Raw genomic sequence first — 26,745 nt, forward strand, 5'->3', positions numbered from 1 at the left:
TCAACATCCCTTCCATGTAAAAACAAGCTTCACACAGTTTCCTTTACAAATTCACGTACATCTACAAAATGGCCTGCAATCGCCGCTGCGGCTGCCATTGGTGGCGATACCAAATGTGTACGAGAACCCGCTCCCTGACGTCCTTCAAAGTTGCGGTTGGACGTTGAAGCACAGCGTTCACCCGCTGGGACTACATCATCATTCATTGCTAAACACATAGAGCAACCCGACTCCCGCCATTCAAAGCCGGCATCTATAAAGATTTTATCCAAACCTTCTGCCTCTGCTTGTTTTTTCGTAGAATAAGAGCCTGGTACAACGATTGCTGTAACATCGCCATGTACCTTTCTTCCTTTAATAACATTTGCAGCTGCACGTAAATCGCTCATACGCGAATTTGTACAGGAGCCAATAAAGACATGCTGGATATCAATGGACGTTAATGGTTGCCCTTCCTCTAAGCCCATATAATCAAGTGCTTTTTGAAGCGCAGCTTTATCGGATTCATCCTTATAGTCTGCTAGTGTTGGGACGTGGCCAGAAACACCCGTACCCATCGATGGATTTGTCCCCCATGTAATGATAGGTTCGATTTCTTCTGCATGAATAATACGGACTGTATCGTAAGTAGCATCTTCATCAGAGGCAAGGCTTAACCAATAGTTAGCCGCTTCCTCAAATTGTTCGCCTTGTGGAGCATATTTACGACCTCGAATATAGTCTACAGTTATTTGATCAGGAGATATAAGCCCTGCCTTGGCACCAGCCTCAATCGACATATTACAAATCGTCATCCGTTCTTCCATGGACAGTTTGTGGATAGCCTCTCCAGTAAATTCCACAATATATCCTGTGCCAACGCCAATTCCGAACTTTGCAATAATGGCTAAAATAATATCTTTAGCGGCAACTCCGACTGATAGCTCCCCTTCAACACGAATTTCCATTGTCTTTGGCTTATTTTGCCATAACGTTTGCGTCGATAATACATGCTCTACCTCAGAAGTTCCAATACCAAAGGCAATCGCCCCAAATGCACCATGTGTAGATGTATGTGAATCACCGCAGACAATTGTTTTACCTGGCTGTGTAAGTCCTAGCTCTGGTCCAATAACATGGACAATTCCTTGATCAGGATGGCCCATACCTGCCAGCTCAACACCAAACTCTTCAGCATTTTTGGCTAGAGTTTCAATTTGGTTGCGTGCAATCGGATCATGGATTGTTGGTAGATTTTTTGTTGGAACATTATGATCCATTGTCGCAAAGCTTAAATCTGGACGACGTACTTGACGACCATTCATCCGAAGCCCTTCAAAAGCTTGCGGAGAAGTTACTTCATGAATTAAATGAAGATCAATATATAACAGGTCCGGTTTGCCCTCTTCCTGATAAACAACATGTTTATCCCAAATCTTTTCAATTATATTTTTGCCCATTATCTTCACCTATTTCTTTAAATATATGTTGTCATAATACTTTGTGAAACAAAACTAGTATCAATTTCATTCATAACCTTGTCTGTCCATTCATTCGTTGATAAAACTCGACTGCCATTACGAGCAAGATCTGCTGTAAAATAACCATCATCAAATACCGCACTTACAGCACGTTCAATTTCTGATGCCTCTTCCTTCAAGCCAAATGAGTATTGAAGCATCATCGCTACAGAAAGTATGGTTGCTGCAGGATTTGCCACTCCTTGACCAGCAATCTCAGGTGCTGACCCATGTACTGGTTCATATAAGCCAAAATTATCTCCACGAATAGATGCCGATGGTAATACACCTAGAGAACCTGTAATGACTGATGCTTCATCACTTAAAATATCCCCAAACATGTTTTCCGTAACTACTACATCATAGTGTCCAGGATTTGTAATAAGTTTCATCGCTACAGAATCCACTAGGTTATGCTCTACTACTACATCTGGATAATCTTTTTTCTTTGCTTCTACGACTTCTCGCCATAAACGACTTGTTTCAAGAACATTTGCCTTGTCAACAGAGCATAACTTGCCTCCACGTAAACGTGCTAGCTCAAAGGCATTTTCAACGATACGCTCAACTTCCACTTTCGAGTAAACAGTTGTATCAATTGCGCCATTTTCAGTACGCATACGTGGTTCCCCGAAGTATACGCCCCCTGTTAGTTCACGAACAATCACTAAATCAACGTTTTCTGCTACTTCACGCTTCAATGGAGAAGCATCTAGTAAACTCGGGAACGCCTTTACAGGACGCAGATTAGCAAATAAATCAAAGTGTTTGCGGATTCGCAATAATCCCTTTTCAGGGCGTAATTCTGGTGGATTCTGATCCCACTTTGGTCCACCAACAGCTCCTAGTAGAATCGCATCACTATTCTCACACATCTCAATTGTCTCATCTGGTAGTGGATTATTATGTTGGTCAATGGCAGCGCCCCCGATTGTTCCATACCCTAAATGGAAAGTATGATTAAATCGTTTACCAATCACTTGTAATACACGCACAGCAGAAGCAACAACCTCTGGCCCAATTCCATCACCAGGAAGTACTGTAATTTTTTTCTCCATCATCAAAACACCCTTCTTTGTATAGCGCATTCGCTAATTTAGTAAAAACGCTCACCACATTAATGGGTGGTGAGCGTATTCAATTTTTCTTGATTAACCTATACGCCATGATTATTGCATCCGACTTGTGAATGAACCTCACACATTTCACTACTTATAAAACAGGACGATTATTTAAACTGGATGTGCACGAAGACTTTCTTTTATTAAATGACGGTTAATAGCATTTAAATAAGCTTTTGCCGATGCTTCCAAAACATCCTGAGAGGAGTTGCGGCCAGTCGTCGATACATGATCATAACGAATATTTACGACAGCTTCACCAAGTGCGTCACGGCCTTTACCGACTGATGTCACACGGTAATCAATCACATGAACAGCATTTGGCACTAGCTGCTCTAGCGTGTTAAAAATGGCTTCTACTGAACCAGCCCCAGTGGCAACTACCGTTTTCTCTAATCCTTCTGGTGTTAGCACAATGGCTGTGGCCGTCGGAATATTTTCTGTACCGTATTGCACTTGAACCATTTTCAATTCAAATAGTGGTACATCTTCTAATTGGATTTGCTGTTCTGTAAGTAAAGTCAGCAAATCTTCCTCTGTAATTTCCTTTTTACGATCCGCCAATTTTTTAAATTCTACAAATGCCTTATTTAACTTTTCATCTGATAGATCAAAGCCCAATGTTTCAGCTCGATCACGGAAGGCTGCTCGACCAGAATGTTTTCCAAGAACTAAAGGTATTTCTCCCTCACCGATAAGTGCAGGTGAAATAATTTCATAAGTTTCTGGATTTTTTAACACACCGTCCTGGTGAATACCAGATTCATGTGCAAATGCATTTCTCCCAACAATCGCTTTGTTTGGCTGAATCACGACGTTTGTCAATTTACTGACTAATTGGGACGTACGTTTAATCTCTTGCAGCTGTATCCCTGTTTCTACCTGATAATAATCCTTGCGAATATGAAGTGCCACGGCAATCTCTTCTAACGCTACATTCCCTGCTCGCTCTCCAATGCCATTAATTGTTCCTTCCACTTGTGCAGCACCATTTTCAATTGCCGCCAACGTGTTGGCCGTTGCCATTCCTAAGTCGTCATGACAATGGGCAGAGAACTTGACTTTATCAGCACCTTTTACGTTTTCCAGCAGATACTTAAATAGAGCACCATATTCGTATGGAGAGGCATAGCCGACTGTGTCAGGAACGTTAATCGTTGTTGCACCTGCGGTAACTACCTCATTCATAATTCGTACTAAAAATTCACGATCTGAACGGAACGCATCCTCAGCGGACCATTGTACAAGTGGAAAATATTTTTTCGCATATTTAACCGCTTCAACCGCTTGCTCAATCACTTGTTCTGGTGATTTTTTCAGCTTGTATTCCATATGAATAGGCGAAGTAGCTAGAAAAATATGAATATGTGGCTGTTGAGCACCTTTAATAGCTTCCCATGTCGTATCAATATCCTTTTGAATACACCGGGCAAGACCCGTTACGACTGAATTTTTTACTGTTTCAGCAATGCGATGGACTGCATCAAAGTCACCTGGTGACGAAGCAGGAAACCCTGCTTCAATAATTGTCACACCAAGACGCTCTAACTGCTTAGCTATCTCTATTTTCTCTGCTGTATTTAAATTAATCCCCGCAGATTGTTCACCATCGCGAAGCGTAGTATCGAAAATATCAATTTTTCGCACTTGTCGCCACTTCTCTTACCACTTTTTCTTTACCTTCGTTGATGAATGGCATCATCTCACGTAGTTTTGCACCTACTTCTTCGATTTGATGGTTTGCACCTGCTTCTTTGAACTTTGTATATTCAGGACGACCATTTTCATTTTCTTGAATCCAGCGGCGAGCAAACGTACCATCTTGGATATCCGTTAACACGTCTTTCATACGAGCTTTTACAGACTCATCGATGATGCGCGGTCCTGCCACATAATCTCCCCACTCAGCTGTATCTGATACTGAGTAACGCATTGTTGCCATTCCACCTTCAAACATTAAGTCAACAATAAGTTTCAGCTCATGTAGTGTTTCAAAATATGCTAATTCTGGTTGGTAGCCTGCTTCCACTAATGTTTCAAATCCTGCTTTTACTAGCTGCGTTGCACCACCACAAAGTACTGCTTGTTCGCCAAATAGATCTGTTTCTGTTTCTTCTTTAAATGTTGTTTCAAGAAGACCACCACGTGCGGCACCAATGCCTTTACCGTAAGCAAGTGCTAAATCTTTTGCTTGGCCTGTTGCATCTTGATGGATAGCGAATAAACCTGGTACACCAGCACCTTCTTGGAATTGACGACGAACTAAATGCCCTGGCCCTTTTGGTGCTACTAAAAATACGTCTACATCTGCTGGTGGCGTAATTTGCCCAAAGTGAATATTGAAGCCGTGTGCAAACATTAGGGCTTTCCCTGCTTCTAGATGTGGAGCAATCTCTGCCTCATATACAGCTTTTTGTCGCTCATCTGGTAGTAAAATTTGGATCACATCTGCTTCTTGTGCTGCTTCAGCCACTGTTTTTACGTCAACGCCATCTGCTTTAGCAGCATCGAAAGATCCACCTGGACGAACCCCTACCACTACGTCAAAGCCTGATTCTTTAAGGTTTAATGCATGTGCATGACCTTGTGAGCCGTATCCGATAATAGCGATTTTCTTTCCTTTTAAAACTTCCTCGTTAATATTTTGTTCATAGTACATTGTAGCCATTGTTGTTTCCTCCTAGAATTTAGTTTATTTTCATAGCTCTAGATGCAGCCCATTTAAGAAGCCAGCATCTAAAACCTTCAATTTTATAGGCAAACTATTTTAAAATAGAGAGCTGTGGATTTGAGATTTTTTGCGTTTCACGAACTGAGGCTGTTGCTCCTGTACGTGTAAGTTCTTTAATGCCATATGGTCGAATGAGTTCAATAAAGGCATCTATTTTGTCTGGGTGTCCAACTACCTGATATGTCACAACATTTTTAGCTGTGTCAATTATTTGAGCGCGGAACGGTTCGACAATCGAGTTCATTTCCAAGCGTAAATTTGGCGGTGAAATAACCTTTACTAATGCTAGTTCTCGCAGGACAATCGATTTGTCAGTAATGTCATTGACCTTTAATACATCAATTTGTTTGGATAATTGCTTCACCAGTTGTTCAATTTTGCGTTCATCCTCTACATTGACAACAAAGGTCATTTTTGAAAAATTCGGTTGCTCTGTATGACCAACTGTAATGGATTCAATATTAAACTGACGTTTCATAAGTAAACCTGTTAATCGGTTTAACACACCACTTTGGTTAATCACAGTTACGGTAATTACTCGTTTCAATTCTTTTTCACCCCAATCATTTCATGTAAGCCTTTGCCTGGTGCTACCATTGGGTATACACATTCAAGCTGTTTCACACGACAATCAATTAACACAGGCTCATCAGAAAGTAGTGCCTCTCGGAAAATAGCTTCCGCTTCATCCATTGTGTTAATGCGATAGCCTTTAATACTATACGCATCCGCCAATTTAACAAAATCCGGTTGGATTGGCATAAGTGAGGATGAATAACGCTCTTCATAGAATGTTTCTTGCCATTGGCGAACCATTCCTAAACAGCTATTATTCAAGATCACTATTTTTACTGGTAAGTTAAATTCCTGTAGGATAGACAGCTCCTGTGCAGTCATTTGAAAGCCTGCATCTCCTACAATCGAAATAACTTTTTTGTCTGGCTTCGCAAATTGGGCACCAATTGCGGCTGGGAAGCCGAAGCCCATCGTACCAAGTCCACCAGACGTTACCCATGAATGATCGTTGTTTAAGTGATAATATTGCGCTGTCCACATTTGATGCTGACCAACATCTGTTGTCACAATGGCATCACCCACTGTAATCTCATGAACTAATCGCAATGCCTCTTGTGGTAAAATTTCTTGATCATGATCATTCTTGCAATACCATAATGGATAATCATTGGCATGAGATTTTAAAAAGGCTAGCCAATCGGTTGTATCAGGACCGTCAAAATCCTTTTTCAGTACGGCTTTCAATGCTTCTTTTGCGTCTGCCACAATTGGGATATCTGTCGGTACGTTTTTACCAATTTCTGCTGGATCAATATCGATATGAACAATTGTCGCATTTGGTGCAAATGTAGCTAAATTACCTGTTAAGCGATCATCAAAACGAGCACCAATATTAAGTAATAAATCTGCCTTTGTTATAGCTGTGTTTGCTGTTGCCGTACCGTGCATGCCGGCCATCCCTAGGAATAATTCATGTTCACCGTGAATGGAGCCTAAGCCTAGTAATGTATTCGTTACTGGAATACGATATTTTTCAGCAAATGCCGTTAATTCTTCACGTGCGTCAGCAAAAAGAACACCTGCACCAGCTAAGATGACTGGTTTTTTTGCCAAAGAAATAGCTTGTATCGCCTTTTGAATTTGTAAATAGTTAGGTTTATAGGTTGGTTGATAGCCTGGTAAATAAATTTCATCTGGTGCTTGCGGTGGATTCTCTACATCAAATAACATTTGTGAAACGTCCTTTGGGAAATCCACGACCACTGGTCCCTTACGACCTGTGCTGGCAATATGGAAAGCTTCTTTTACTATACGTGGGATGTCATTCACATCTTGTACTTGATAATTGTGCTTTGTAATGGGTGTAGTAATACCCATAATATCTGCTTCTTGGAAAGCATCCGTACCTATAACAGATGTAGCAACCTGACCAGTGAATACCACTAAAGGTATAGAATCAATCATGGCATCGGCTATCCCTGTGACAAGGTTTGTTGCACCTGGGCCACTTGTAGCAATAACAACACCCGTTTTCCCTGAAACACGCGCATAGCCTTCCGCCGCATGGATGGCACCCTGTTCATGTCTTGTTAAAATATGACGGATTGGATTTTTATACATCGCATCATAAATTGGTAATACAGCACCACCTGGATAGCCAAAGATGATTTCAACACCCTGATCATGCAATGCCTGCACTAGTACATCGGCCCCGTCCTTTGCTTGATAGGTTTGCTCAACTGTTGCAGTTGTTGCTAATTGTTCTTTTTCATTGATTGAAACATTCGCACTCATCAATATGCCTCCTTTATTTCTTTCAAACTCACACATCAGTGTTGTAGATTAATGAAGTGTCACTAGCTGGTTAGTCTATGCTCTCCTCCTGAAGAAAGAGAGTTAGCACATGCCATTATGAAAATAATAAAAAGCCCTTTTCTCCACACGCAAAGAACTACCTTACGTAGGGATGAAAAAGACTTTCCATGGTACCACCCTTTTTTATAGCAAATAATTGCTACCTCGCGAATAAATGACAGCATTTATGCACCAATGCGGAATATATCGCATCCAATAGGGTGTCATAAAACATTTATTCATTAATAACGAGCACTTTCGAATATGCCCGAAGCTATCTAATAGTGTAAACACGTTTAATAGCTCACTCCGAGGGGATGTCGGATCTAGTTGTATCGCCGGCTTCCAGCACGACCGGCTCTCTGGTAGATACAAGGCTCTAGAACCTTTAACCTCATCAACGTTTTCATTTATCTAGTTTTAAATCTTCATAACGCCACCAGTGGAAGCGTTCGTCACTAATTTTGAATATCTTGCGAGCCAACCTCGTTTGATTTTAGGATCAAAGACTGGTAATTTCGCACGACGTTCAGCTAAAATTTCCTCTGAAACTTGTAAATTAATCGTACGATTTGGTAGATCAATTTCAATCATATCTCCATCTTCTACTAAAGCAATTGGACCACCTTCAGCAGCTTCTGGTGAAATATGCCCGATTGAAATACCACGTGATGCTCCTGAGAAACGACCATCTGTAATCAATGCCACCTTTGTACCAAGGCCACGACCTTGAATCGCAGATGTTGGTGCCAGCATTTCCGGCATTCCTGGGCCACCTTTAGGACCTTCATAGCGAATGACGACTACATGGCCCTCTTTCACTATTCCATTATCAATATTTTCTTGTGCTGCCTCCTGTGAATCAAAAACGATGGCTTGACCTTTGAATACTTGGATGGAAGGATCTACTGCACCAACTTTAATCACTGAGCCCTCTGGTGCGATATTACCGAATAACACCGATAAACCGCCTACAGCACTATATGGATTTTCTTTCGTTCGAATGACTTGATTATTCGTAATGTGATGATCTTTGACTAATTCACCCATTGTCAGCCCTGCCACTGTTGGACGATTAGGATGTATAGCACCTGGGATAGACACCAATTCATTAATAATGGCACTAACGCCACCAGCTTTATTAATATCATCCATTGAAATATCGGAAGCAGGCATGATTTTTGCTAAATAAGGTACTCGTTCTGCGACCTTATTAATATCCTCAATGTTGTAATCTATTTCCGCTTCATTGGCAATGGCTAATGTATGTAGAACCGTGTTAGTAGAGCCACCCATAGCCATATCTAATGCAAAAGCATCGTCGATTGCTTCTTTTGTAATAATATCGCGTGGCTTAATGTCTTCCTTTACCATACGAATTAATTGTTTCGCCGCTTCTTTAATCAGCTTATGACGCTCTTCAGAAGTAGCTACGATTGTTCCGTTACCTGGTAAAGCAACACCAAGCATTTCCATTAAACAGTTCATAGAGTTTGCGGTAAACATTCCTGAGCAGGAACCGCAAGTCGGACAAGCATTATTTTCAATATCTAATAGCTCTTCAGCAGACATATTTCCTGATTTATGAGCACCTACACCTTCAAAAACAGAAGTTAATGAAAGCTGTTTACCTGATGCAGATGTCCCGGCCTCCATTGGACCACCGGACACAAAAATCGATGGTACATTAGTACGAACTGCTGCCATAAGCATACCTGGTGTAATTTTGTCACAGTTTGGAATATAAAATACGCCATCAAACCAGTGTGCATTAATAACCGTCTCAGCTGAGTCTGCTATAATTTCACGACTTGGTAATGAATAGCGCATACCAATATGCCCCATTGCAATACCATCATCGACACCAATTGTATTAAATTCGAATGGAATACCACCCGCTTCAATAATGGCTTCTTTTACAACATCAGCGAACGTACGTAAATGAACGTGACCTGGTATTATGTCGATATAAGAGTTACAAACCCCAATAAATGGCTTTCCTAAATCTTTTGCTTTTACTTTGCCTGTTGCATATAAAAGACTTCGATGTGGCGCTCGATCTACGCCTACTTTTATCATGTCACTTCTCATTTTAAACGCCCCTCATTTATTGCTTTCCATACTATGTTCGTTGCTATATACAAAAATCACAATCTTCTGTCTTTTTATTTTTTGTTTATAGATAACAGCTTTCTAAAGTATTACTGCTGTAACGAACGTGTTAAATTGTTGTTATCATAGTACGAAAAAAAGGTCTCGTCAACACTATTTTTTGAATTGTTTAAACAATTCAAAAAATCTGTCAAAATTGAAATCGTTTACATGCTGATTAAGCATCAGTTTTATCTCGCTTTGATAAAAATTTTGACATTTCGTTCAAATTTTAATTTTTTTAAAATATAGAACAATAGTTTTCTAAATATGAACAGAGAGTTGGAAAGGAAAGTAAAGGAGATAGCGCTTACAATAGAAATAACTTTTTTAAATATCCTGTAAAAAACACATGATCGGGATCATATTGGTGGCGAATGTTTATAAATTTTTCAATTTCAGGATATAATTCATAAACCTTTGGAGCCGTTAAATGATGTTGTTTTCCCCAATGTGGGCGACCTTCATATTTTTGCATTAGAGTATGCACCCATTTAAAATAGGGCTCCTCTGACATCCCTTTATACATATGAAAGGCGATAAAGGCGGACTCTCGCCCCTGTGTAGGGCTTAAAAAACCAGCTTCCCCTGCCGTTGTTCGACATTCTAATGGAAAATGAACATTATAAACGCCCTTTTTAAAGGTTGCATGAATTTCCTCTAAACAAGCTTCAAATTGAGATAATGGGATAGCATATTCACTTTCCTGAAACTTCACACTACGAGGTGAAGGATAAATTTCATAGCTTATACCTATTCTTTCACTTTCTACTACATTAGCTGCTGCTATTTTACTCATGGCACCACTTAAAGCTGGTTTCCACCTACAAAGCTCAGACATAGCAAAAAAAGCACCATTTTCTACAATTTGTAGCTTGAGGTTTTCTATTTTCTTATTCCATTCACTTTGATAGATAGGAGCAACAACATTCATTCGCTTCACCTGTATTGTCTCACTACCAGGGAAATAAAACCATTCCACATGACGATGTTGTTGGATATCCTCCGAAAACCCGATGAGTCCATTAGCTAATGTATCTCTTGCCCCCACATAATGAAGACCATATAATGGCATGACTTTAATAGTTACTTTGACAAGAATACCGAGCATTCCTAGCGAGACATGAAGCGCTTCTGATAAATCGTCCAGTCCTCGTCGATGCTCCTGATAAGTTCCCGTCCCATCCACAAACCCCCACGACATCACGGTCGAGGACAAGGAACCAAGTGTAACCCCTGTGCCGTGTGTACCCGTTGAAACTGCACCTGCAATGGTTTGCTCCTGAATATCTCCCATATTAATTAATGCAAATCCATGCTTTGCTAGCATTGGTCCAATTTCATATAAATAGGTTCCCGCCCATAATGTAGCCTCCTGCTTTTCCTCATTCACAGCGATTAATCCGCGCATATTATGTAAGGAAATAGCTATATGCTCCGGCATTGCCACAGCGCTAAATGAGTGTGCGGCCCCCGTAACACGAATCGTCTTTACTGATTCCCGGGCATGTTTTACAATCATTGAAACCTCCTCAATGGAATGAGGTAAATACATTTCACTTGGGTAAGAAATAACATTCCCAGCCCAATTTGTCCATTTTTCTCCATTCTTCCACTTCTCTATAGAAAACATTGTCCATCCCCCCTGTATGTTGTAAATGGTCCTACATACTTGTCCCCTCGTACACCATGTAATAATGGAAATCGCTCACAAAGCTCCCCAGCCTTTGCATGTCTAAAATAAATGGTGTCGCCAATTTGAATGTTTTTCCCCTTGACCTTAATGGGTGTTTGTACCTCTCCTGCCCCTTCTAAGCTAAGATATGCAAACTTGGTAGGTTCATAGAATACAGGTAACCGATCGCTACCAATCGCACCTGAAGCGGTATATCCTCCACCATGACAAACAACGATATTTTTTTCAGGCTGTCTTGTGACACGTAAGGCAAATCCGGCTGCTTTTTCAAGTCGCAAATGGGTAAATTGGTCAAACAGAGCAGGGGCATAAAATGCAGAGCCTACCGTAATTTCAGTTACTTCTTTCTGTTTAGTTGTGTAGGTCATACTACCTGAGCCTCCTCCATTTACAAAACGTAAAGTTGGAAAATAGGCCTTGATATGAGCGATAGCTAATCGACGAAATTGGGTGACCTGCTTTTTCGCCTGTGATTGCATGACTTCTATTACTCTACCTTTTATAACATTCGCTGGACGATTACCAACACCAGCGATTTGCGCCTCATAGCCCATAGCCCCGACTACTTCAATAGAAGGACTATTTTTGGTGGCTTGCAAAAATGGCGTTAACGTCTCAAGGGAATATAATGATGAACGTTTCGTACCAAAATACAATAATTTAAAATCATTTGAAACATTAATATCAATGCAGACTGGGACGCGCACACCCACTTCATTCCCTAACTTGGATAATAGTTCGATATGTTCCTGTCGATCAACCATAAACGTAACGGTTTTCCCCTCTTGAACAAAATACAATAATTGACGTATAGCCGCCTCTTCCATTACTGGATAGCCCAGTAGTAAATCATCAAATTGCTGTTGCAATAAAAAAACCGTCTCTGCTGCTGTAAAAGTCATAAACCCTACTACATTCGGAAGTTTTTGTTGAATATAACGAAGCACCTCTACTGAACGAATCGATTTTGTTGCTAGACGAATTGGCTTTCGCCCACATGCATCCTGTATAATTTGAATATTTTTATCAAGTGCATCAAAATCCAACCAAGCAAATGGCCGTTCCAAATGACAAAACAATTCATCCCACCTTGTTGTCATTTAATCCCTCCCTTTTAAGTACTAAGTATTAGACATGAAATAGAATAATTCCTTTCATTAAAATAAAAACAACCGTGAGCAATTAACTAACTATGCCTACACGGTTGTTTTAAAATGGGACAAACATTTCATTCACCTTTCTATTAAATTGATTACGATGCGTAAAGGAAATCCGCTGCTAGATTTAATAAAACTAACAAATGCAAGCCCGCAATTAGTAGTCCTTGACGATTTAATCGTTTCATTACAGCCATATTCATATATAACACGCTCCTTTTTCTCATTATACTCTTTTTTAGTTTATTTTTCAAACTATTCAAACAATATAAAATTACCCATTTAAAAAGACTTCCTATAAGGAATGTGCTACATCAAATTATGGGTGGGCGATTGAGGAGATGAGTCAAAAATATTTTTACGAATGAATAGACTGTTTTTGCAAATAATTTTAGAAAAGGCTCATTCATTTATTTCGAAAGGTGGTGAACGTATTTTAGGTACGATTTGAAGGCGCAAACATACTATAGAAGTAAGCGATAATCGGTGTATGTATTATATAAAAGCTGTTCTATGTAATGTAGGCATTTTTGCAACAATTTATGCAGATGATTTGGCTGTCACTTTAGCTAACGATTCATCGACATGGTGAAAGAGCTGCAAGGTTTAACGACAGCCTGATAAAAGCATGTAATTATTACTAAAAAAGATGGCAACGTTTAATCTGCTTCATTCAGGGTATAACTAAGTAATCGCCATTATATCTTAACTTTAAGGAGATGAAAATTATGATTAGTTTCATTTGGTATTTAATCATCGGAGGGATTCTTGGATGGTTAGCAGGCGTAATTTTAGGTAAGGATGTTCCTGGTGGTATCATTGGTAATATTATTGCAGGGATTGTCGGTTCTTGGATTGGTAGTATGGTTTTAGGGAACTGGGGTTGGAGAGTTAGTGATTTCTACGTATTCCCTGCTTTAATCGGTGCTATCGTGCTGATATTTATCGTAAGCCTTATTCTAAAAGGTATGCGTAAAGCGACTTAAATATGCGATGAAGAGCCATCCAATGTGATGGCTCTTTATTTTTCTTGATGTAAAAGAACTGCCGCTTTTAACTCATCATGATAAGCGTTGTACAATTGATAGTAATGCAACACATTTTCCACATATTCCTCACTGTGATTATATTGAAAAACTGCCTTTTTAATCTCTCCTTTTGCTGCACCATATTTCGACAAGTAATTCGCTGCACTAAAGACTGCATCCTCTATGTCATATGGATCTGCTATACCATCCCCATTTGCATCAACACCATAGCCCCCATATTTCGCAATGGTTTGCGGGCTCATCAACTCGTTTTTGGAAATGTTTCCCTTCCCTAAACCTGAACAAGTAGGATGCTTCCAACCAACAAATGTGCAAGGCATGAATTGCATATGCCCTTCTGCTCCCGCTGACGATACCATTGTTTTTACCGTAGAAAAACGAGTCTCAATGCGATGATGTGCAGCAAGTAAGGTCCACGGTACACCATACTTTTCCTCCGCTGCTATGTAAACGGGAATAAATTTCTCAGGAATGCTTATATCAAATTGCTCCTGAATTTCTTCTATGGCCTTTTCCTGGGCAAGCTTTTCAAAAATCGGTAAGGTTTGAAGCTCCTTCCAAGCGAAAAAAGTAAGGACATATACGGTTATTGCTATTGGTATTAATAATGCTATCATACCCAATTTTGTGGCGGGTGATAACATCGGTTTGTTATTCTTTTTTTTAGCCATAAGTCACACCTAATCTAGTATTCTACTTCCATATTACCAAATTTTTCGAAAAAAGTAGTGAATTTTTTTATGTCATACAACCTAGCATCATAGGACATCATTTCCACTACGAAAGCAGTTGAAAGACTTGGGAAAAATATAGTAAAATACAAATTGATTAATTTTAAGGATAATAATAGGGAGGAATTTTATTTTGTGGAAAGACTTTAAAGAATTTGCGATGAAAGGCAATATTATCGATTTAGCAGTGGCAGTTGTCATTGGTGGTGCTTTCGGTAAAATTGTTACCTCCTTAGTTGAAAATATCATTATGCCATTAGTCGGTGTGTTAACAGGTGGTATTGATTTAACAGCAAGCTTTGTCTACGGCTCAGGTGACGCACAAATCAAATTAGGCGTATTTTTACAATCAATTATTGACTTTTTAATTATTGCATTTGCCATTTTTATGGCTCTACGAATTATGACGAAGCTTACCAATAAAAAGGAAGAAGCTGTCGTGGAAGAACCCACTCCTGAACTGGATGCTAAGGAAGAACTCCTAAAAGAAATCCGCGATTTATTAAAAAAAGAACAAGCCTAATCTATCACTAGATTGAATCTGTCTCATTCTGATGGGGCAGATTCTTTTTAATTTGAAAGAAACATACTCACAAGGCTTCCCCTCTGCTCCATGAATAATTATATACTACCATAAAGCCTCCTTGGTAGAACCGGTATTTATCTATCCCCCACCATTCCCTACTATTCCTACGTGATTAACATAAAATAATCTAGCTAATTTTCTGAAATCACCCTTGTTCTTCTTGAATATCCATGTTAAATTGGTAACAATTATTGAGATTACTATTATTAAATGAAAAGCGAATAGCATGCTTTTCATCATAATGGAGAAAAGAGTGACGTCATGACATTAAACAGAAGCATTGAAACAAAACTTGTACAACTAGGCAATTTAAGTGACCCAACCACGGGAGCAGTTAGTCCACCTATTCATTTATCGACTGCTTATAAACATGCTGGAATCGGGGAATCCACAGGCTTTGACTACACACGCACAAAAAATCCAACTCGTGCTCTTTTAGAAGCAGGCTTTGCTGATTTAGAGGGTGGCGATATGGGCTTTGCCTGTAGCTCTGGGATGGCTGCCATTCAATTAGTATTATCCATTTTTAAACCAGGCGATGAATTAGTGGTGCCAGATGATTTATATGGCGGTACATATAGACTATTTAACTTCTTCCAAGAGACATATAATATCAAGCCTGTTTATTCAAAATTTGAATCGGTTGAACAGGTAGAAGCATTAATAAATGAACATACACGTGCATTATTCATCGAAACACCAACGAATCCGCTTATGCAGGAATTTGATTTACAAGTATATGCTGAGCTCGCACATAAGCATGGTGCATTGCTAATTGTTGATAATACATTCTATACACCATACTTCCAACGCCCTATTGATTTGGGTGCAGACATTGTGCTTCACTCTGCAACAAAATATATTGGCGGACATAATGATGTCTTAGCTGGAATCGTAGTGGCTAAAGGTACCGAATTAGCTGAACGCATTGGTTTTATTCATAATGGTAGCGGCATGGTTCTTGGTGCTATGGACTCTTGGTTACTTATTCGCGGCTTAAAAACAATGCACCTTCGCTTAAAGCAACATGATGCCAATGCCAAAGCTATTGCTGCTTATTTAGAGGAAGAGGCACTAGTTACAGACGTCCTTTACACAGGAAAAGGTGGTATGCTGTCATTCCGCTTACAAAAGCCTGAATGGATTGACCCATTCCTTCGTAACTTAAAGTTAATTACTTTTGCAGAAAGTCTTGGTGGTGTAGAAAGCTTTATTACCTACCCAGCTACTCAAACACATGCAGATATGCCTTATGAAGAACGAGTTGAACGAGGAGTTTGCGATCGTTTACTACGTTTCTCAGTTGGGATCGAGGAAGCAGAAGATTTAATTGCAGACTTACGACAAGTATTTGATATCCTTAGAAAAGAGGCATAATTATGAAGCAACATATTGAAACTAGCCTCATTCACGCGGGTGTCCGTGATGGCTACTCAAATAAAAAAGGAGCAGTCAATGTTCCTATATATCTTTCCTCTACTTTCCACCAAGAGAGTATAGATGAGTTTGGCGAATATGATTATGCTCGTTCAGGTAACCCTACGCGCGATGCTCTAGAAAAAGCGATAGCAGAGCTTGAAGGTGGAGTACGTGCCCATGCCTTTTCCTCAGGGATTGCTGCTGTTTCAGGTGCTTTAATGCTGTTGTCACAGGGCGATCATATCGTGATGACAGAAGATGTTTATGGTGGAACATATCGTTTTGTGACGAAGGTTTTACCGCGTTTTGGGATTTCCCATACTTTTGTAGATTTCTCAGATTTAGCAGCCGTGGAGGCCGCTATAACACCGACTACTAAGCTGCTTTATATAGAAACACCATCTAATCCAACGTTAGGCATTACTGATATTCGTGGTGTAGTAGAACTGGCCAAACAACATCAATGCCTCACATTTTTGGATAATACCTTTATGACTCCATTACATCAACGCCCGTTAGAGCTTGGTGTTGATGTCGTGATTCATAGTGCGACGAAGTTTTTATCAGGGCATTCTGATATTATTGCAGGATTAACAGTAACAGCTGACGAAAAGCTAGGAGAGGACTTATACTTTATCCAAAATTCATTTGGCAATATTTTAGGAGTACAGGATTCATTCACACTCTTGCAGAACATCAAAACGACAGATGTACGCTTTAGCCGTTCTGCACAATCTGCTCAAAAAATTGCTGAGTTTTTAGCAACACATACACTGGTTGAACAAGTCTACTACCCTGGCCTCTCGTCACATCCAGGTTATGACATCCATCAGCGTCAAAGTACAAGCTCTGGAGCTGTTTTATCCTTCCGCTTACCGAACTATGCTTCCGCAAAAGCTTTAGTCGAGGCAATGAAAATTCCAGTTTTCGCTGTCTCACTCGGTGGTGTAGAATCCATTCTTTCGTATCCAGCAAAGATGAGCCATGCCGCTATGGAGGCTGAGGAACGTGCCAAACGCGGAATCACAGATGGACTTCTACGCTTTTCTGTAGGACTCGAGCATGTAGATGATTTAATAGCCGATTTCGCACAAGCTTTAGAGGTCGCTGCAAAAGCATAATGGAATAGACGTTAAAAACCGCGCCCATAATGACGCGGTTTTTCTGCATGCTCAATACTTCACCTTAGCCAACACGCGATATAAATAATCGCCATGCCCCTTAGCTAACTTAGTATCTTGCTCAGCTGATATCCAGTAAAAAGAAAAAAGTAAATCTGCTTCATTCATACCCGTAGGATGATGTTGCCAGGTTTCCCTTGTTTCCTCAGAAGTGGTTAAATGATAAAAATAGCGTTTCTGTAAAACACCTGATGGATGGTTAAAATAATCCTGTGCAATAAGCCCTTGGACAACAAGTGTTGTTAGGCCTGTCTCCTCCAACATCTCCCTCTTTACGGCCTCTAATGGTGTTTCTCCTTCTTCTATCGTACCTTTGGGAACTTGAATACCTGCCCCTATTGTATTTTGTTCAAATACGAGAACTTGAATTTGTTCCTCATGCTCTCTCGTAATATAGCCAAATGCTTTTTCAACTACTTGCATGAAGTCTTCCCCCTATCTAATTGTGTGTTACATAAATACAAAAATTGGAATAGCAGGTGAAAAGTGTTGACACTTATTATACGTTAGATGCAAGAAAATGACATTACTTTTGTACAAGAAATGACCAGTCAAGGCTGGCATCATACATATGAAGGAATCATACCTCACGAAACATCAGACTGTGTCATACAAATCGCTTCTGTCACCGATTTCAATGGGTCTCATTGGAATATTTTTATCTGGCAACGATTGACGTATATTTTTCAACCATAGGATTCTGCGTTGCCTAGTGCTTTTCCCACACTTTTATTGATGTAAGATTAATTTGTTTGCCCTGAATAACAAGTGCTGTTAATCCTCTTGTACTGCCAGATTCATGTGCTTGTCCTTGTCTCCAAAGAACATCATCTCCTGTTTGAATATCGACACTATTTCCACCCTCACCACAAACCCAGCCTTCACCTCGGATAACAATCAATAATGGTGGTTCAGGGACTTCATGCAAGCCTACCATACCATTTGGCTCGATATAAATAAATCAGTTGCATCTAATTTGATTCCTATCACGCTATGCTAATTCTTCTTGTGCAAATGCTAATAACGTACCATCCTCTTTCTTGTAATAAAAAATAAATGCATCATAGCCATTTCTTTTTACCGTCTCCCAGTCTGTTATTTTACCATTCATTAACTGAACATTTCCTTGTTTATCCACCTCATAGTCATCTGCTTCTTCGTCATAATCAATATTGTAGAAAAATGATAAGACAACTTCAGTGGCGGGCATATTATATTGCTGAAGAGGACGGTTGCTACGATGTTCTTCAGTATAGTCATCGCAAAACAACGCATTATAACCATGTAGAGTCGCATCAAAAAGTAAAATCTCCTCTGCTGACAAAGGGTCCTTGGCAATTATTTTAGCAGTCGAACCTGAAATGAATGGTAAAACCTCTCCTTCTTAGTACCAAATTTCAAATTGTGTGTTATTTGAACTAGAGCAAAGCTGTAATTGTGATTCGACCACTTCTGATGGTTGAATCCTTTTGGCAAAATACTGTAAATAGGTAGGAATAGGATTATTCATGTTTGCTTCTCCCCTTTTTTATTCGATAAAATCCTCATACATCTTATACCGTATTATAATTTAATGAAATTTTACACAAAAAGAAAAGCCCAGAAATTTTTCTGGACTTGATGACACTTACTTTTCTAGCATGATTAAAACTGACGGGCCTTTGCTTCGCTTCGCAAGAGACGGTTATGAAGGGTTATCTCCGTTTCCCCGTTTACTTGCGATTTTGATCGCTTAATCCTTGACCAGTTGCGGTGGATTTTTTGAGATTTGGGGTCTAATTGTTCGAACCTACTCATTTTTCATCCTCCTCATCATTATAGATTTCATAAGTGAAATCTTTTATATTATGACCAGCTAGGATGGAATTATACAACCCCTCTAATAGTCGCTTATGGTTTTCCTATTATTTATTTTCTTTTAGTCAAGTTAAGGCATATTGCACATCCCATTCTGCTCCAATGCGTAAACCATCTTCGTCAATATTAAAATGACCATATGATGTGCCCAACGAGTAGCTTTTTCAGTATTTCCAGCGCCTACTAATGCAAAACAGCCTCGCACTTCATTTCAATAAAAAGCTGAAATCCTCGCCACCCCTTGTTGGAACGTCTAAATGATAGGCTTCGGCATCAAAATGCTCAATCGCTAAACGTTCAACTAAGTCGGCACTAGCTTTACCATTGATGACGACTAGTACCGTATTCATAAATTACCTGTGCTGTACCAACTTGATCAGCATAATGACGAATTTGCCCCTCTAAATGCATACGAACTTCTTGAGAACCATGCTTCATAGGTTCTACTTAAATTCGTATATTCGATGCTACTAATTTCCCTCAAGCACTCCTTCTAGTTTTACCATTGACATCGCTCTTGTTTAACAGAATTTCTGATAAATAATAATGATTCTCATACAAAATCGCTTTTGCGATCAAGCCCCTTTTATAATTTTATCTTTTAAATCGATTGCCCGTGTTCATATAAATCATTAAAAACATCGTAAGTACTACGAAAAGAATAAGACCTACAATAAATAACCACTGTGTTTGAAATATTTCATTCAGCACCCATAAAAGTACACAAAAACAGTAGCCATACATCATCTTCCCCATAAATTTTGCAAGTGCTACTTCGTCATATTTATCTTTTTTATCTGATGACATGGTGTTAAAGCCAGCAATTAAAAATATCCCTTTCCCCTGCGATAATACAAGGGCAAAGCTAAGAAACGGGAGCATAATGATTAAATATACAAAGACACCCACAGTGAATCAGCCTACTTTCCGTGAATAAATTGTTGAATAGTCGGTAGTAAATCCTCATGTAATGGAAGTGTTGGATCTGCATAGGTTGCTAAATTCGCGGCATAGTCTTCTGGTGCCTTTTTCAACACATGGTTCATCCCCTTCATATAAAGAAGCTTTGCATTAGCGTTACCTTTCTTTAATGCCTCTGCATCGACTTCCTTCACTTGTAAATCAGTCGTTCCTTGCACAAGTAGTACACGACTCTTTACTTTCCCAAGCTCTACGGCTGGATTATACTTGAACATTGAAATAAGGAATGGCTGTACAGAAGGACGGAAGACTGCTTGTAATTCTGGCGAAATACTTTCTACTTGCTTTCCTTGCTTAAGAGCTTTCAAAATGTCCTTGGATTCTTTGAATAAATTTGGTGCTAGTTGACTTTTTAATTGCTCCATCAATACTTCATCCATTGGACGCCCAGCACCCGCAATCGAAACAAAGGATTCTACTCCTGTTTGTTGAGCAGCTAATAAACCAATTAATGAACCTTCACTATGCCCAATTACATGAATATTTGTATAGGCTTTATTAGCCTGCAAGGATTGAATGATTTTCACTGCATCCTCCACATATTGGTCAAACGTCACATCTTCTTCTTTTGTCAAGAGTGCTTGATTATCCCCAATACCGCGCTTATCATAGCGTACAGTTGTGATGCCCTCCTGAGCTAAACCTTCAGCAATCATTTTTAAGCTATTATTTTTACCAGCTAAAACTGAATTACCATCCTTATCTGTTGGCCCAGAGCCAGCTATAATAACTGCAACTGGTGATGGAGATGTTGTATTAGCTTTTTGAAGAGCCACCATTAGGTCACCTTGCTGAACGGGAATTTTTAATGTATCGTAGGTGACTGGTTCCTCTTTATATGCTTTTAAGATAAGTGGGAATGTCCCCCATTTTGTTGAAATGTTGCTTCAATTTGTTCATTTTTGAATGTACCATCAATTTCTATAAATGAGCCATTTAATTGAATGGACACAGTTACCTGATCACCTGTATATTTCACACTCTTCAACGGAAAATTGGATATTCCCTGTGCTGGCACGGATAGAGTACCACCATCTTTCTGTAAATCAACAATGATTGGTAGCTGTCCATTCGGTGTTTCAATATTGCCTTCCCATTTTCCAATAAACTGTTCGCTCATGGCACTTCCCCCCTTTGTTTCATTGTTTTCTGCAATCACTCCCTTTTGCCCACAGCCAGCTAAAAGTAAAAGCGTACAGCATAACACAAACAATTTCTTCAATACAATCTCCCTCCCTATGTGAAAATTACCAATATTTTTGGCAATACTGCCATACTGATTCATAAACACTATTTGTTAGCATAATTAACTATCCAACCAATGCCTTATTTTTTAAACTAACGAGGATGTATCTTATGTACTGTCAAAAAAATGCGCCTTGCAATCGTGAAATGGTAGTGCCATAGCATCAAAAATGCCTACTATTTATAAGCATAATACCCAAATTCATGGCTCTTTTTTTAAACACCTGGTACTTGCCACCCTAATAGGTATATGGATTAACTAATTGTAACAAAGTAGAATCTGTTCTACTAAGAGTAGTACAGATTTTTTTCGTTGTCAAATGTAGCTATTTTTTGGTGTCCGTTTTGTTATCTTCCCCCATTGAAAAGCAGCAATAAAAAAGGACCCAGAATAATTCTGGATCCATGGACACTTATTGCTTCTAGTTGATTTTTTACCGGAATGGTTTACGCTTCACCTTAATCTACAGTGAAACAGATCTCTGCTTCACCTTTAGCCTTAAGTATTAAGAAGCTTCAACCCTCCACAGCTGTGGCGGACTTTCCTGAGATTCTTGGTCTTTGGGTGTTTGACTATTACTCATTCTGCATCCTCCCCATCAGTTTAGATGAATAAGTGTTTCCAGTCTTATTATGAACCATTGCCCTTCTGTTTATGCATGATTATAATGTTTTCTTTGGCTAAGAAACTATGCCAGCCATGGTGAATTTGTATTTTGGTCTTGTGGCGTGCAGCAACAGTCATTAAGTCCTGATTGATCGTGCAGCGAAATCCAATCATTTTCCGTAAACCAACTCTACATCTGCTAACGCATTGGATTCCGTCACCTTTGCTGCATCTTCCTTTGTCATCTATTGTTTAATCGATTCATCACCCATCATTTTGTTCCTCCCACCACGTTTTTATACAAAAACCCCAATTCCGCGTCTCCAGAATTGGGGATTGTCCTTCACGTATGTAAGGTACTCTTTTTCACGTCACCCACTGGCTCTGTTGAAAAAGGATAAGGTTTTCATAGTGCCTCACAGGACAGCTTTAATGAATATCTATGCAAAGGTCACGAGGACATGCACGCAAAATTAATGTTGGGCAACTAGACAAGCTTGGGCTTTTTCAATTTGAATTTTGACTTGGTCAAAGCCAGTGCCCCCAAGAGAGTGACGACGTCGAACGGCCGCTTCTGGCGCTAACACATCGTAAATATCCGAATCAATTAACTCGCTTTCATGCTTCATCTCATCCAATGGTAAATCTAATAGGTAAATGCCTTTTTGAATACAAGTGAAGACAAGTTTACCTGTTACCTCATGTGCTTCACGGAATGGCATACCTTTTGTAGCAAGGTAATCAGCTAGCTCTGTTGCGTTCGAAAAGTCAGCATGGACAGCCTGCTGTAAGCGATCCGTATTGACGGTCATCGTACGAACCATACCTTCAAAGATTTTCAGAGAGCCAAGAATCGTATGCACTGTATCGAACATGCCTTCTTTATCTTCTTGCATATCTTTGTTGTACGTTAATGGTGTTCCCTTTAAAACCGTTAACAAGCCCATTAGATTTCCATAAACACGCCCTGTTTTGCCTCGAATGAGCTCAGCCATATCGGGATTTTTCTTTTGTGGCATAATGGAAGAACCTGTTGAAAAGGCATCATCCAATTCAATAAATTTAAATTCATCTGTAGACCATAAAATGATTTCCTCAGCAAAGCGCGATAAATGAGCCATTAACAAGGATGCATTACTTAAAAATTCTACAATAAAGTCACGGTCACTTACAGCATCCATCGAGTTGGCATAAACCTCACTAAACCCAAGCAATTCTGCTGATTTTAAACGGTCTATTGGGAATGTTGTCCCTGCCATCGCTCCTGCCCCTAATGGCAAAATATCAATGCGTTTGATGGATTCTGTGAAGCGTTGCTTATCACGCTCTAGCATCCAAAAATAAGCCATTAAATGGTGGGCAAATGAAATGGGCTGTGCACGCTGCAAATGTGTATAGCCAGGTGCAATCGTTTCAATATGCTCCTCGGCTTGGACTAATAAAGTTTGTTGGAATGCAGCAATTAAATCAATTGTTTCCTGGACACGCTTTTTCAAAAATAGATGCATATCCGTCGCAACTTGGTCATTGCGGCTACGCCCTGTATGAAGTTTGCCACCAACAGGACCAATTAAATCAATGAGCATCTTTTCTAAATTTAAATGTATATCTTCATTAGCAATGCTAAATTCAAGCTCACCTGCTATTGCCTTATCTTTCAGTTGGGCAAGACCACTCAGTATGGCCTGTACATCAGCTGATGGTAAAATCCCTGTTGCGCCAAGCATTGTGACATGTGCAACACTACCTTCAAGGTCCTCTAGCACAAGTTGTTGATCAAAGCCAATGGATGCACCAAATTCATCTACCCATGCTTCTGCTGATTTTTGGAAACGTCCACCCCATAGTTTTGTCATGTCAGCTCACCTTTTCCTTTATTACTTTTCAAAAGGTGTAGGTCAAGCACAAATGCTTCACCCCACCCTGCTTATTACGATTACTTTTTATTAACAGCTGAGTTCACTACAGTTGGTAGACCCCATAGTTCGATAAAGCCTACAGCGGAAGCGTGGTTGAATTGATCTTCCTTCGAATATGTGGCTAATTTTTCATTGTATAGTGAATTTGGTGATTTACGTCCTTCTACAATGGCATGCCCTTTGAATAATTTCACACGCACTGTACCATTCACATATTGCTGTGACTGGGTAAGGAATGCCTCAAGTGCATCACGTAATGGAGAGAACCATAAACCATCATAAATTAATTCAGATAGTTTTTTCTCAATGACTGGCTTGAAGTGGGCTAATTCTTTGACAAGTGTTAAATCCTCAAGCTCTTTATGAGCCGTTAACAACACCTTAGCACCAGGAATTTCATAAACCTCACGAGATTTAATACCGACTAAACGATTTTCAACGTGATCGATACGTCCAATGCCATGTGCACCTGCTACTGCGTTTAATTCCTGTATTAAATCAGCAAGCTTCATTTCTTTGCCGTTTAAAGCAACTGGTTTACCAGCCACGAATTCGATTTCCACGTACTCTGCTTCATTTGGTGCATTTTCTACTGAAACCGTTAAGCCATAAGCTTCTTCTGGTGGAGATACCCATGGATCTTCCATAATGCCCGCTTCATTCGCACGACCCCATAAGTTTTGGTCAATTGAAAATGGAGAATCTAATGTCGCAGGAATAGGTACATTATGTTTCATCGCATATTCGATTTCCTCATCACGGCTCCAGCCCCACTCACGTACTGGTGCTAATACCTCTAAATCAGGATTCAATGCTTTAATAGAAACTTCAAAACGTACTTGGTCATTTCCTTTTCCTGTGCAACCATGAGCTACAGCATCCGCACCTACTTGGTTCGCAATCTCAACTAATTTTTTCGAGATTAATGGACGAGAAAGAGCCGACACTAATGGATACTTTTGTTCATACCATGTGTGTGCTTGTAATGAAATTAATGCATAGTTTTCAGCAAATTCATCCTTTGCATCCACCATATAAGATTCAATCGCTCCTACTTGTAGAGCTTTGTTTTTTACAAACTCCAGATCTTTCCCTTCACCAACGTCAAGACATACTGCGATTACGTCCCAACCTTGTTCTTTTAACCATGGAATTGCGACCGAAGTATCAAGTCCACCTGAATATGCTAGTACAACCTTTTTATTTGCCATAACTAAATACGCCTCCATTGCTCTATAGATATGTATGTTTATACATTCAATTAAAAGTTTATACACGAATAGTATCATGTTATAAAAATAAAAACAAGCGTATTTTTATAAATTAATAGACTTTTATTTTTCTTATAAAAAGTCAGTTTATCCATACATCACTCTGAAGAAAATCAATGATATTCACTCGGAAAAACACTTTTCTACTATAGACATAAATGTATACTATATAAATTACAACAAAAAAAGAATCCAATGTATAAATTGGATTCTTGTGCGCCGCTATTACTGGATAAAAAAACGAACTATTGCTTGGAACAGCTCGACCACGCGTAATGGAAATCTACGCGTTTACTTGCATTGGATAGATTTATTTGACCAAACCTTCTTTGGATTCATCAGTATAAGTAGAAAGGCTGCTATTGAATACAGGATAGCGTTATACATCATTAAAATAATTAAATTCTCGTTTATTATGCCAATAAAAAAATTGAAGAATTGATGAATGATTATAGGAATTATTAAATTTTGATTAATTGAATAGAAGGCTGTCATAATGATGGTCGTAGAAATGATGGAAAGCATAAAGAATACGATGTATTTCAGTAGCTCCAACCCTGTAAATCCAGTTGTAAACCAAATCGGTAAATGCCAAATCCCCCACCAAAATCCTATGATAATCGCAGATTGTAATGACCCATATTTCTTTTGAAGCTCAAGCAAGGCAAAGCCTCTCCACCCTAATTCTTCTCCTATAGGTCCTGACAACAGATTTTTAAAGAAATAATAACTAAGCATTCCCCAGGATGAAATAGTAAAAATTGCGTCAGCTTCAGCATGATTCATAGCTAGAAGTAAGATGATGATAAAGATGGTGCCTTGAATGAGCAAGACAGAAAGAATGACAGAAAATTGGAGTTGATGTTTAAATTTTTGTTTCACGAAATGTAAAAAGTGCTGCCCTGGATAAATTTTTGGAAATAGTATGGCAAAGGCAAAAGTCGATGACCATGCTGATAGACAGCGGACTATATCGAATACCCATGTAGGAAGCCCTAGCATTTTGACAGCGCCTACAAGGCAAAAAAGTGGTAAAAAGATGATATTAGTGAGGATAACGAAGCTTGCTACTGGTCTTTTTAGCTTCTTTTTTCTGTTCATATAATAAATCCCCCGTTTCGTTCTGAATACCTTCAGCTTAAACCTGGGGGTTGCTCACAGGTCAATACATATT

At 39.3% G+C, this 26,745-nt stretch carries 26 protein-coding genes; 4 read left to right on the top strand and 22 right to left on the bottom strand.

Features of this window, described 5'->3' with window-relative positions; all coding sequences use genetic code 11:
- Window positions 1-29: 29 nt before the first annotated feature.
- The 9 genes from leuC to A2J09_RS09630 all read right to left on the bottom strand — a co-directional run bounded on the left by leuC (window position 30) and on the right by A2J09_RS09630 (window position 12,668).
- A complete protein-coding gene (gene leuC / locus A2J09_RS09590) occupies window positions 30-1,439 on the bottom strand; it encodes a 3-isopropylmalate dehydratase large subunit (protein ID WP_012294940.1) in 1,410 nt (469 codons plus the stop codon).
- A 17-nt stretch (window positions 1,440-1,456) separates the two neighbouring features.
- Entirely contained in the window at window positions 1,457-2,557 is a 1,101-nt protein-coding gene (gene leuB, locus A2J09_RS09595; RefSeq protein WP_036162816.1) for a 3-isopropylmalate dehydrogenase, read from the bottom strand.
- A gap of 174 nt (window positions 2,558-2,731) precedes the next feature.
- Window positions 2,732-4,267 carry a 2-isopropylmalate synthase gene (locus tag A2J09_RS09600; RefSeq protein WP_012294942.1) on the bottom strand — a complete coding sequence of 512 codons (1,536 nt, stop codon included), beginning with the start codon at window positions 4,265-4,267 and terminating at the stop codon, window positions 2,732-2,734.
- Complete coding sequence (ilvC, locus tag A2J09_RS09605) at window positions 4,254-5,288, bottom strand: ketol-acid reductoisomerase (RefSeq protein ID WP_012294943.1); 1,035 nt, start codon at window positions 5,286-5,288, stop codon at window positions 4,254-4,256. The genes A2J09_RS09600 and ilvC overlap by 14 nt, the downstream gene beginning before the upstream one ends.
- 94 nt (window positions 5,289-5,382) lie before the next feature.
- The gene (gene ilvN, locus A2J09_RS09610; RefSeq protein WP_031416242.1) at window positions 5,383-5,898 is read right to left on the bottom strand and encodes an acetolactate synthase small subunit; all 516 of its coding nucleotides are present in this window, start codon (window positions 5,896-5,898) and stop codon (window positions 5,383-5,385) included.
- A complete protein-coding gene (gene ilvB, locus A2J09_RS09615) occupies window positions 5,895-7,661 on the bottom strand; it encodes a biosynthetic-type acetolactate synthase large subunit (RefSeq protein WP_036162031.1) in 1,767 nt (588 codons plus the stop codon). The genes ilvN and ilvB overlap by 4 nt, the downstream gene beginning before the upstream one ends.
- 480 nt (window positions 7,662-8,141) lie before the next feature.
- Complete coding sequence (gene ilvD, locus A2J09_RS09620; protein WP_036162032.1) at window positions 8,142-9,812, bottom strand: dihydroxy-acid dehydratase; 1,671 nt, start codon at window positions 9,810-9,812, stop codon at window positions 8,142-8,144.
- A gap of 370 nt (window positions 9,813-10,182) precedes the next feature.
- Window positions 10,183-11,505, bottom strand: a complete 1,323-nt coding sequence (locus A2J09_RS09625) for a D-arabinono-1,4-lactone oxidase (RefSeq protein WP_012294947.1) — start codon at window positions 11,503-11,505, stop codon at window positions 10,183-10,185.
- Window positions 11,493-12,668: an amino acid deaminase/aldolase gene (locus tag A2J09_RS09630; protein WP_012294948.1), complete on the bottom strand. Its 1,176-nt coding sequence runs from the start codon at window positions 12,666-12,668 to the stop codon at window positions 11,493-11,495. The genes A2J09_RS09625 and A2J09_RS09630 overlap by 13 nt, the downstream gene beginning before the upstream one ends.
- 785 nt (window positions 12,669-13,453) lie before the next feature.
- Here A2J09_RS09630 and A2J09_RS09635 point away from each other — a divergent pair.
- Window positions 13,454-13,711 carry a GlsB/YeaQ/YmgE family stress response membrane protein gene (locus tag A2J09_RS09635; RefSeq protein ID WP_004231402.1) on the top strand — a complete coding sequence of 86 codons (258 nt, stop codon included), beginning with the start codon at window positions 13,454-13,456 and terminating at the stop codon, window positions 13,709-13,711.
- 35 nt (window positions 13,712-13,746) lie between these two features.
- On the opposite strand, the gene A2J09_RS09640 is transcribed toward A2J09_RS09635, so the two are convergent.
- Window positions 13,747-14,445 carry a lytic transglycosylase domain-containing protein gene (locus tag A2J09_RS09640; protein WP_031416249.1) on the bottom strand — a complete coding sequence of 233 codons (699 nt, stop codon included), beginning with the start codon at window positions 14,443-14,445 and terminating at the stop codon, window positions 13,747-13,749.
- Between the two features lie 193 nt (window positions 14,446-14,638).
- Between A2J09_RS09640 and mscL the strand changes: the two genes are divergently transcribed.
- From mscL to A2J09_RS09655, 3 genes are all read left to right on the top strand, one after another.
- The gene (gene mscL, locus A2J09_RS09645) at window positions 14,639-15,028 is read left to right on the top strand and encodes a large conductance mechanosensitive channel protein MscL (RefSeq protein ID WP_008180473.1); all 390 of its coding nucleotides are present in this window, start codon (window positions 14,639-14,641) and stop codon (window positions 15,026-15,028) included.
- Between the two features lie 324 nt (window positions 15,029-15,352).
- Window positions 15,353-16,468, top strand: coding sequence for a methionine biosynthesis PLP-dependent protein (locus A2J09_RS09650; RefSeq protein WP_012294952.1), 1,116 nt, complete (start codon window positions 15,353-15,355; stop codon window positions 16,466-16,468).
- A 2-nt stretch (window positions 16,469-16,470) separates the two neighbouring features.
- Window positions 16,471-17,631 carry an aminotransferase class I/II-fold pyridoxal phosphate-dependent enzyme gene (locus A2J09_RS09655; protein WP_012294953.1) on the top strand — a complete coding sequence of 387 codons (1,161 nt, stop codon included), beginning with the start codon at window positions 16,471-16,473 and terminating at the stop codon, window positions 17,629-17,631.
- 51 nt (window positions 17,632-17,682) lie between these two features.
- Here the strand turns inward: A2J09_RS09655 and A2J09_RS09660 are convergent, their stop codons facing one another.
- The 12 genes from A2J09_RS09660 to A2J09_RS09705 form a co-directional block, all read right to left on the bottom strand.
- Window positions 17,683-18,114, bottom strand: coding sequence for an NUDIX hydrolase (locus A2J09_RS09660; protein WP_012294954.1), 432 nt, complete (start codon window positions 18,112-18,114; stop codon window positions 17,683-17,685).
- A gap of 286 nt (window positions 18,115-18,400) precedes the next feature.
- Complete coding sequence (locus A2J09_RS09670) at window positions 18,401-18,628, bottom strand: hypothetical protein (protein WP_012294955.1); 228 nt, start codon at window positions 18,626-18,628, stop codon at window positions 18,401-18,403.
- 54 nt (window positions 18,629-18,682) lie between these two features.
- On the bottom strand, window positions 18,683-19,015 hold the full coding sequence (locus tag A2J09_RS24210) for a hypothetical protein (protein ID WP_012294956.1): 333 nt from the start codon (window positions 19,013-19,015) through the stop codon (window positions 18,683-18,685).
- Window positions 19,016-19,075: 60 nt separating this feature from the next.
- Window positions 19,076-19,201, bottom strand: a complete 126-nt coding sequence (locus A2J09_RS24425) for a hypothetical protein (protein ID WP_012294957.1) — start codon at window positions 19,199-19,201, stop codon at window positions 19,076-19,078.
- Window positions 19,202-19,335: 134 nt separating this feature from the next.
- On the bottom strand, window positions 19,336-19,488 hold the full coding sequence (locus tag A2J09_RS22980; protein ID WP_004231380.1) for a YpzG family protein: 153 nt from the start codon (window positions 19,486-19,488) through the stop codon (window positions 19,336-19,338).
- Window positions 19,489-19,754: 266 nt separating this feature from the next.
- Window positions 19,755-19,898 carry a hypothetical protein gene (locus A2J09_RS24215; RefSeq protein WP_012294959.1) on the bottom strand — a complete coding sequence of 48 codons (144 nt, stop codon included), beginning with the start codon at window positions 19,896-19,898 and terminating at the stop codon, window positions 19,755-19,757.
- A 244-nt stretch (window positions 19,899-20,142) separates the two neighbouring features.
- Window positions 20,143-20,457, bottom strand: a complete 315-nt coding sequence (locus A2J09_RS09680) for a DUF3784 domain-containing protein (RefSeq protein WP_012294961.1) — start codon at window positions 20,455-20,457, stop codon at window positions 20,143-20,145.
- An 11-nt stretch (window positions 20,458-20,468) separates the two neighbouring features.
- A complete protein-coding gene (locus A2J09_RS09685; protein WP_012294962.1) occupies window positions 20,469-21,308 on the bottom strand; it encodes an alpha/beta hydrolase in 840 nt (279 codons plus the stop codon).
- Between the two features lie 65 nt (window positions 21,309-21,373).
- Window positions 21,374-21,751, bottom strand: a complete 378-nt coding sequence (locus A2J09_RS24220; protein WP_051563270.1) for an LptM family lipoprotein — start codon at window positions 21,749-21,751, stop codon at window positions 21,374-21,376.
- Between the two features lie 1,103 nt (window positions 21,752-22,854).
- Complete coding sequence (gene argH / locus A2J09_RS09695; RefSeq protein ID WP_012294965.1) at window positions 22,855-24,237, bottom strand: argininosuccinate lyase; 1,383 nt, start codon at window positions 24,235-24,237, stop codon at window positions 22,855-22,857.
- Window positions 24,238-24,317: 80 nt separating this feature from the next.
- The gene (locus A2J09_RS09700; protein ID WP_036162036.1) at window positions 24,318-25,511 is read right to left on the bottom strand and encodes an argininosuccinate synthase; all 1,194 of its coding nucleotides are present in this window, start codon (window positions 25,509-25,511) and stop codon (window positions 24,318-24,320) included.
- 351 nt (window positions 25,512-25,862) lie between these two features.
- Window positions 25,863-26,672 (bottom strand): CPBP family intramembrane glutamic endopeptidase, encoded by an 810-nt coding sequence (locus tag A2J09_RS09705; protein ID WP_012294967.1) that lies wholly within the window; start codon window positions 26,670-26,672, stop codon window positions 25,863-25,865.
- Window positions 26,673-26,745 lie beyond the last annotated feature (73 nt).

Source organism: Lysinibacillus sphaericus (assembly GCF_001629735.1).
Lineage (GTDB): Bacteria > Bacillota > Bacilli > Bacillales_A > Planococcaceae > Lysinibacillus > Lysinibacillus pinottii.

Bases quoted from the DNA above. Each gene is read 5' to 3' on its own strand.
- ilvB (WP_036162031.1), bottom strand. From the start codon at position 7,661: ATGAGTGCGAATGTTTCAATCAATGAAAAAGAACAATTAGCAACAACT.
- A2J09_RS09650 (WP_012294952.1), top strand. From the start codon at position 15,353: ATGACATTAAACAGAAGCATTGAAACAAAACTTGTACAACTAGGCAAT.
- ilvD (WP_036162032.1), bottom strand. From the start codon at position 9,812: ATGAGAAGTGACATGATAAAAGTAGGCGTAGATCGAGCGCCACATCGA.
- A2J09_RS09660 (WP_012294954.1), bottom strand. From the start codon at position 18,114: ATGCAAGTAGTTGAAAAAGCATTTGGCTATATTACGAGAGAGCATGAG.
- A2J09_RS09625 (WP_012294947.1), bottom strand. From the start codon at position 11,505: ATGTTTTCTATAGAGAAGTGGAAGAATGGAGAAAAATGGACAAATTGG.
- ilvC (WP_012294943.1), bottom strand. From the start codon at position 5,288: ATGGCTACAATGTACTATGAACAAAATATTAACGAGGAAGTTTTAAAA.
- A2J09_RS22980 (WP_004231380.1), bottom strand. From the start codon at position 19,488: ATGAGTAGGTTCGAACAATTAGACCCCAAATCTCAAAAAATCCACCGC.
- A2J09_RS24215 (WP_012294959.1), bottom strand. From the start codon at position 19,898: ATGAATACGGTACTAGTCGTCATCAATGGTAAAGCTAGTGCCGACTTA.
- A2J09_RS09700 (WP_036162036.1), bottom strand. From the start codon at position 25,511: ATGGCAAATAAAAAGGTTGTACTAGCATATTCAGGTGGACTTGATACT.
- A2J09_RS09670 (WP_012294955.1), bottom strand. From the start codon at position 18,628: ATGGTAGGCTTGCATGAAGTCCCTGAACCACCATTATTGATTGTTATC.
- A2J09_RS09655 (WP_012294953.1), top strand. From the start codon at position 16,471: ATGAAGCAACATATTGAAACTAGCCTCATTCACGCGGGTGTCCGTGAT.
- A2J09_RS09685 (WP_012294962.1), bottom strand. From the start codon at position 21,308: ATGGTGGCTCTTCAAAAAGCTAATACAACATCTCCATCACCAGTTGCA.
- A2J09_RS09640 (WP_031416249.1), bottom strand. From the start codon at position 14,445: ATGGCTAAAAAAAAGAATAACAAACCGATGTTATCACCCGCCACAAAA.
- argH (WP_012294965.1), bottom strand. From the start codon at position 24,237: ATGACAAAACTATGGGGTGGACGTTTCCAAAAATCAGCAGAAGCATGG.
- leuB (WP_036162816.1), bottom strand. From the start codon at position 2,557: ATGGAGAAAAAAATTACAGTACTTCCTGGTGATGGAATTGGGCCAGAG.
- A2J09_RS24425 (WP_012294957.1), bottom strand. From the start codon at position 19,201: ATGAATAATCCTATTCCTACCTATTTACAGTATTTTGCCAAAAGGATT.
- A2J09_RS09705 (WP_012294967.1), bottom strand. From the start codon at position 26,672: ATGAACAGAAAAAAGAAGCTAAAAAGACCAGTAGCAAGCTTCGTTATC.
- leuC (WP_012294940.1), bottom strand. From the start codon at position 1,439: ATGGGCAAAAATATAATTGAAAAGATTTGGGATAAACATGTTGTTTAT.
- A2J09_RS09635 (WP_004231402.1), top strand. From the start codon at position 13,454: ATGATTAGTTTCATTTGGTATTTAATCATCGGAGGGATTCTTGGATGG.
- A2J09_RS09630 (WP_012294948.1), bottom strand. From the start codon at position 12,668: ATGACAACAAGGTGGGATGAATTGTTTTGTCATTTGGAACGGCCATTT.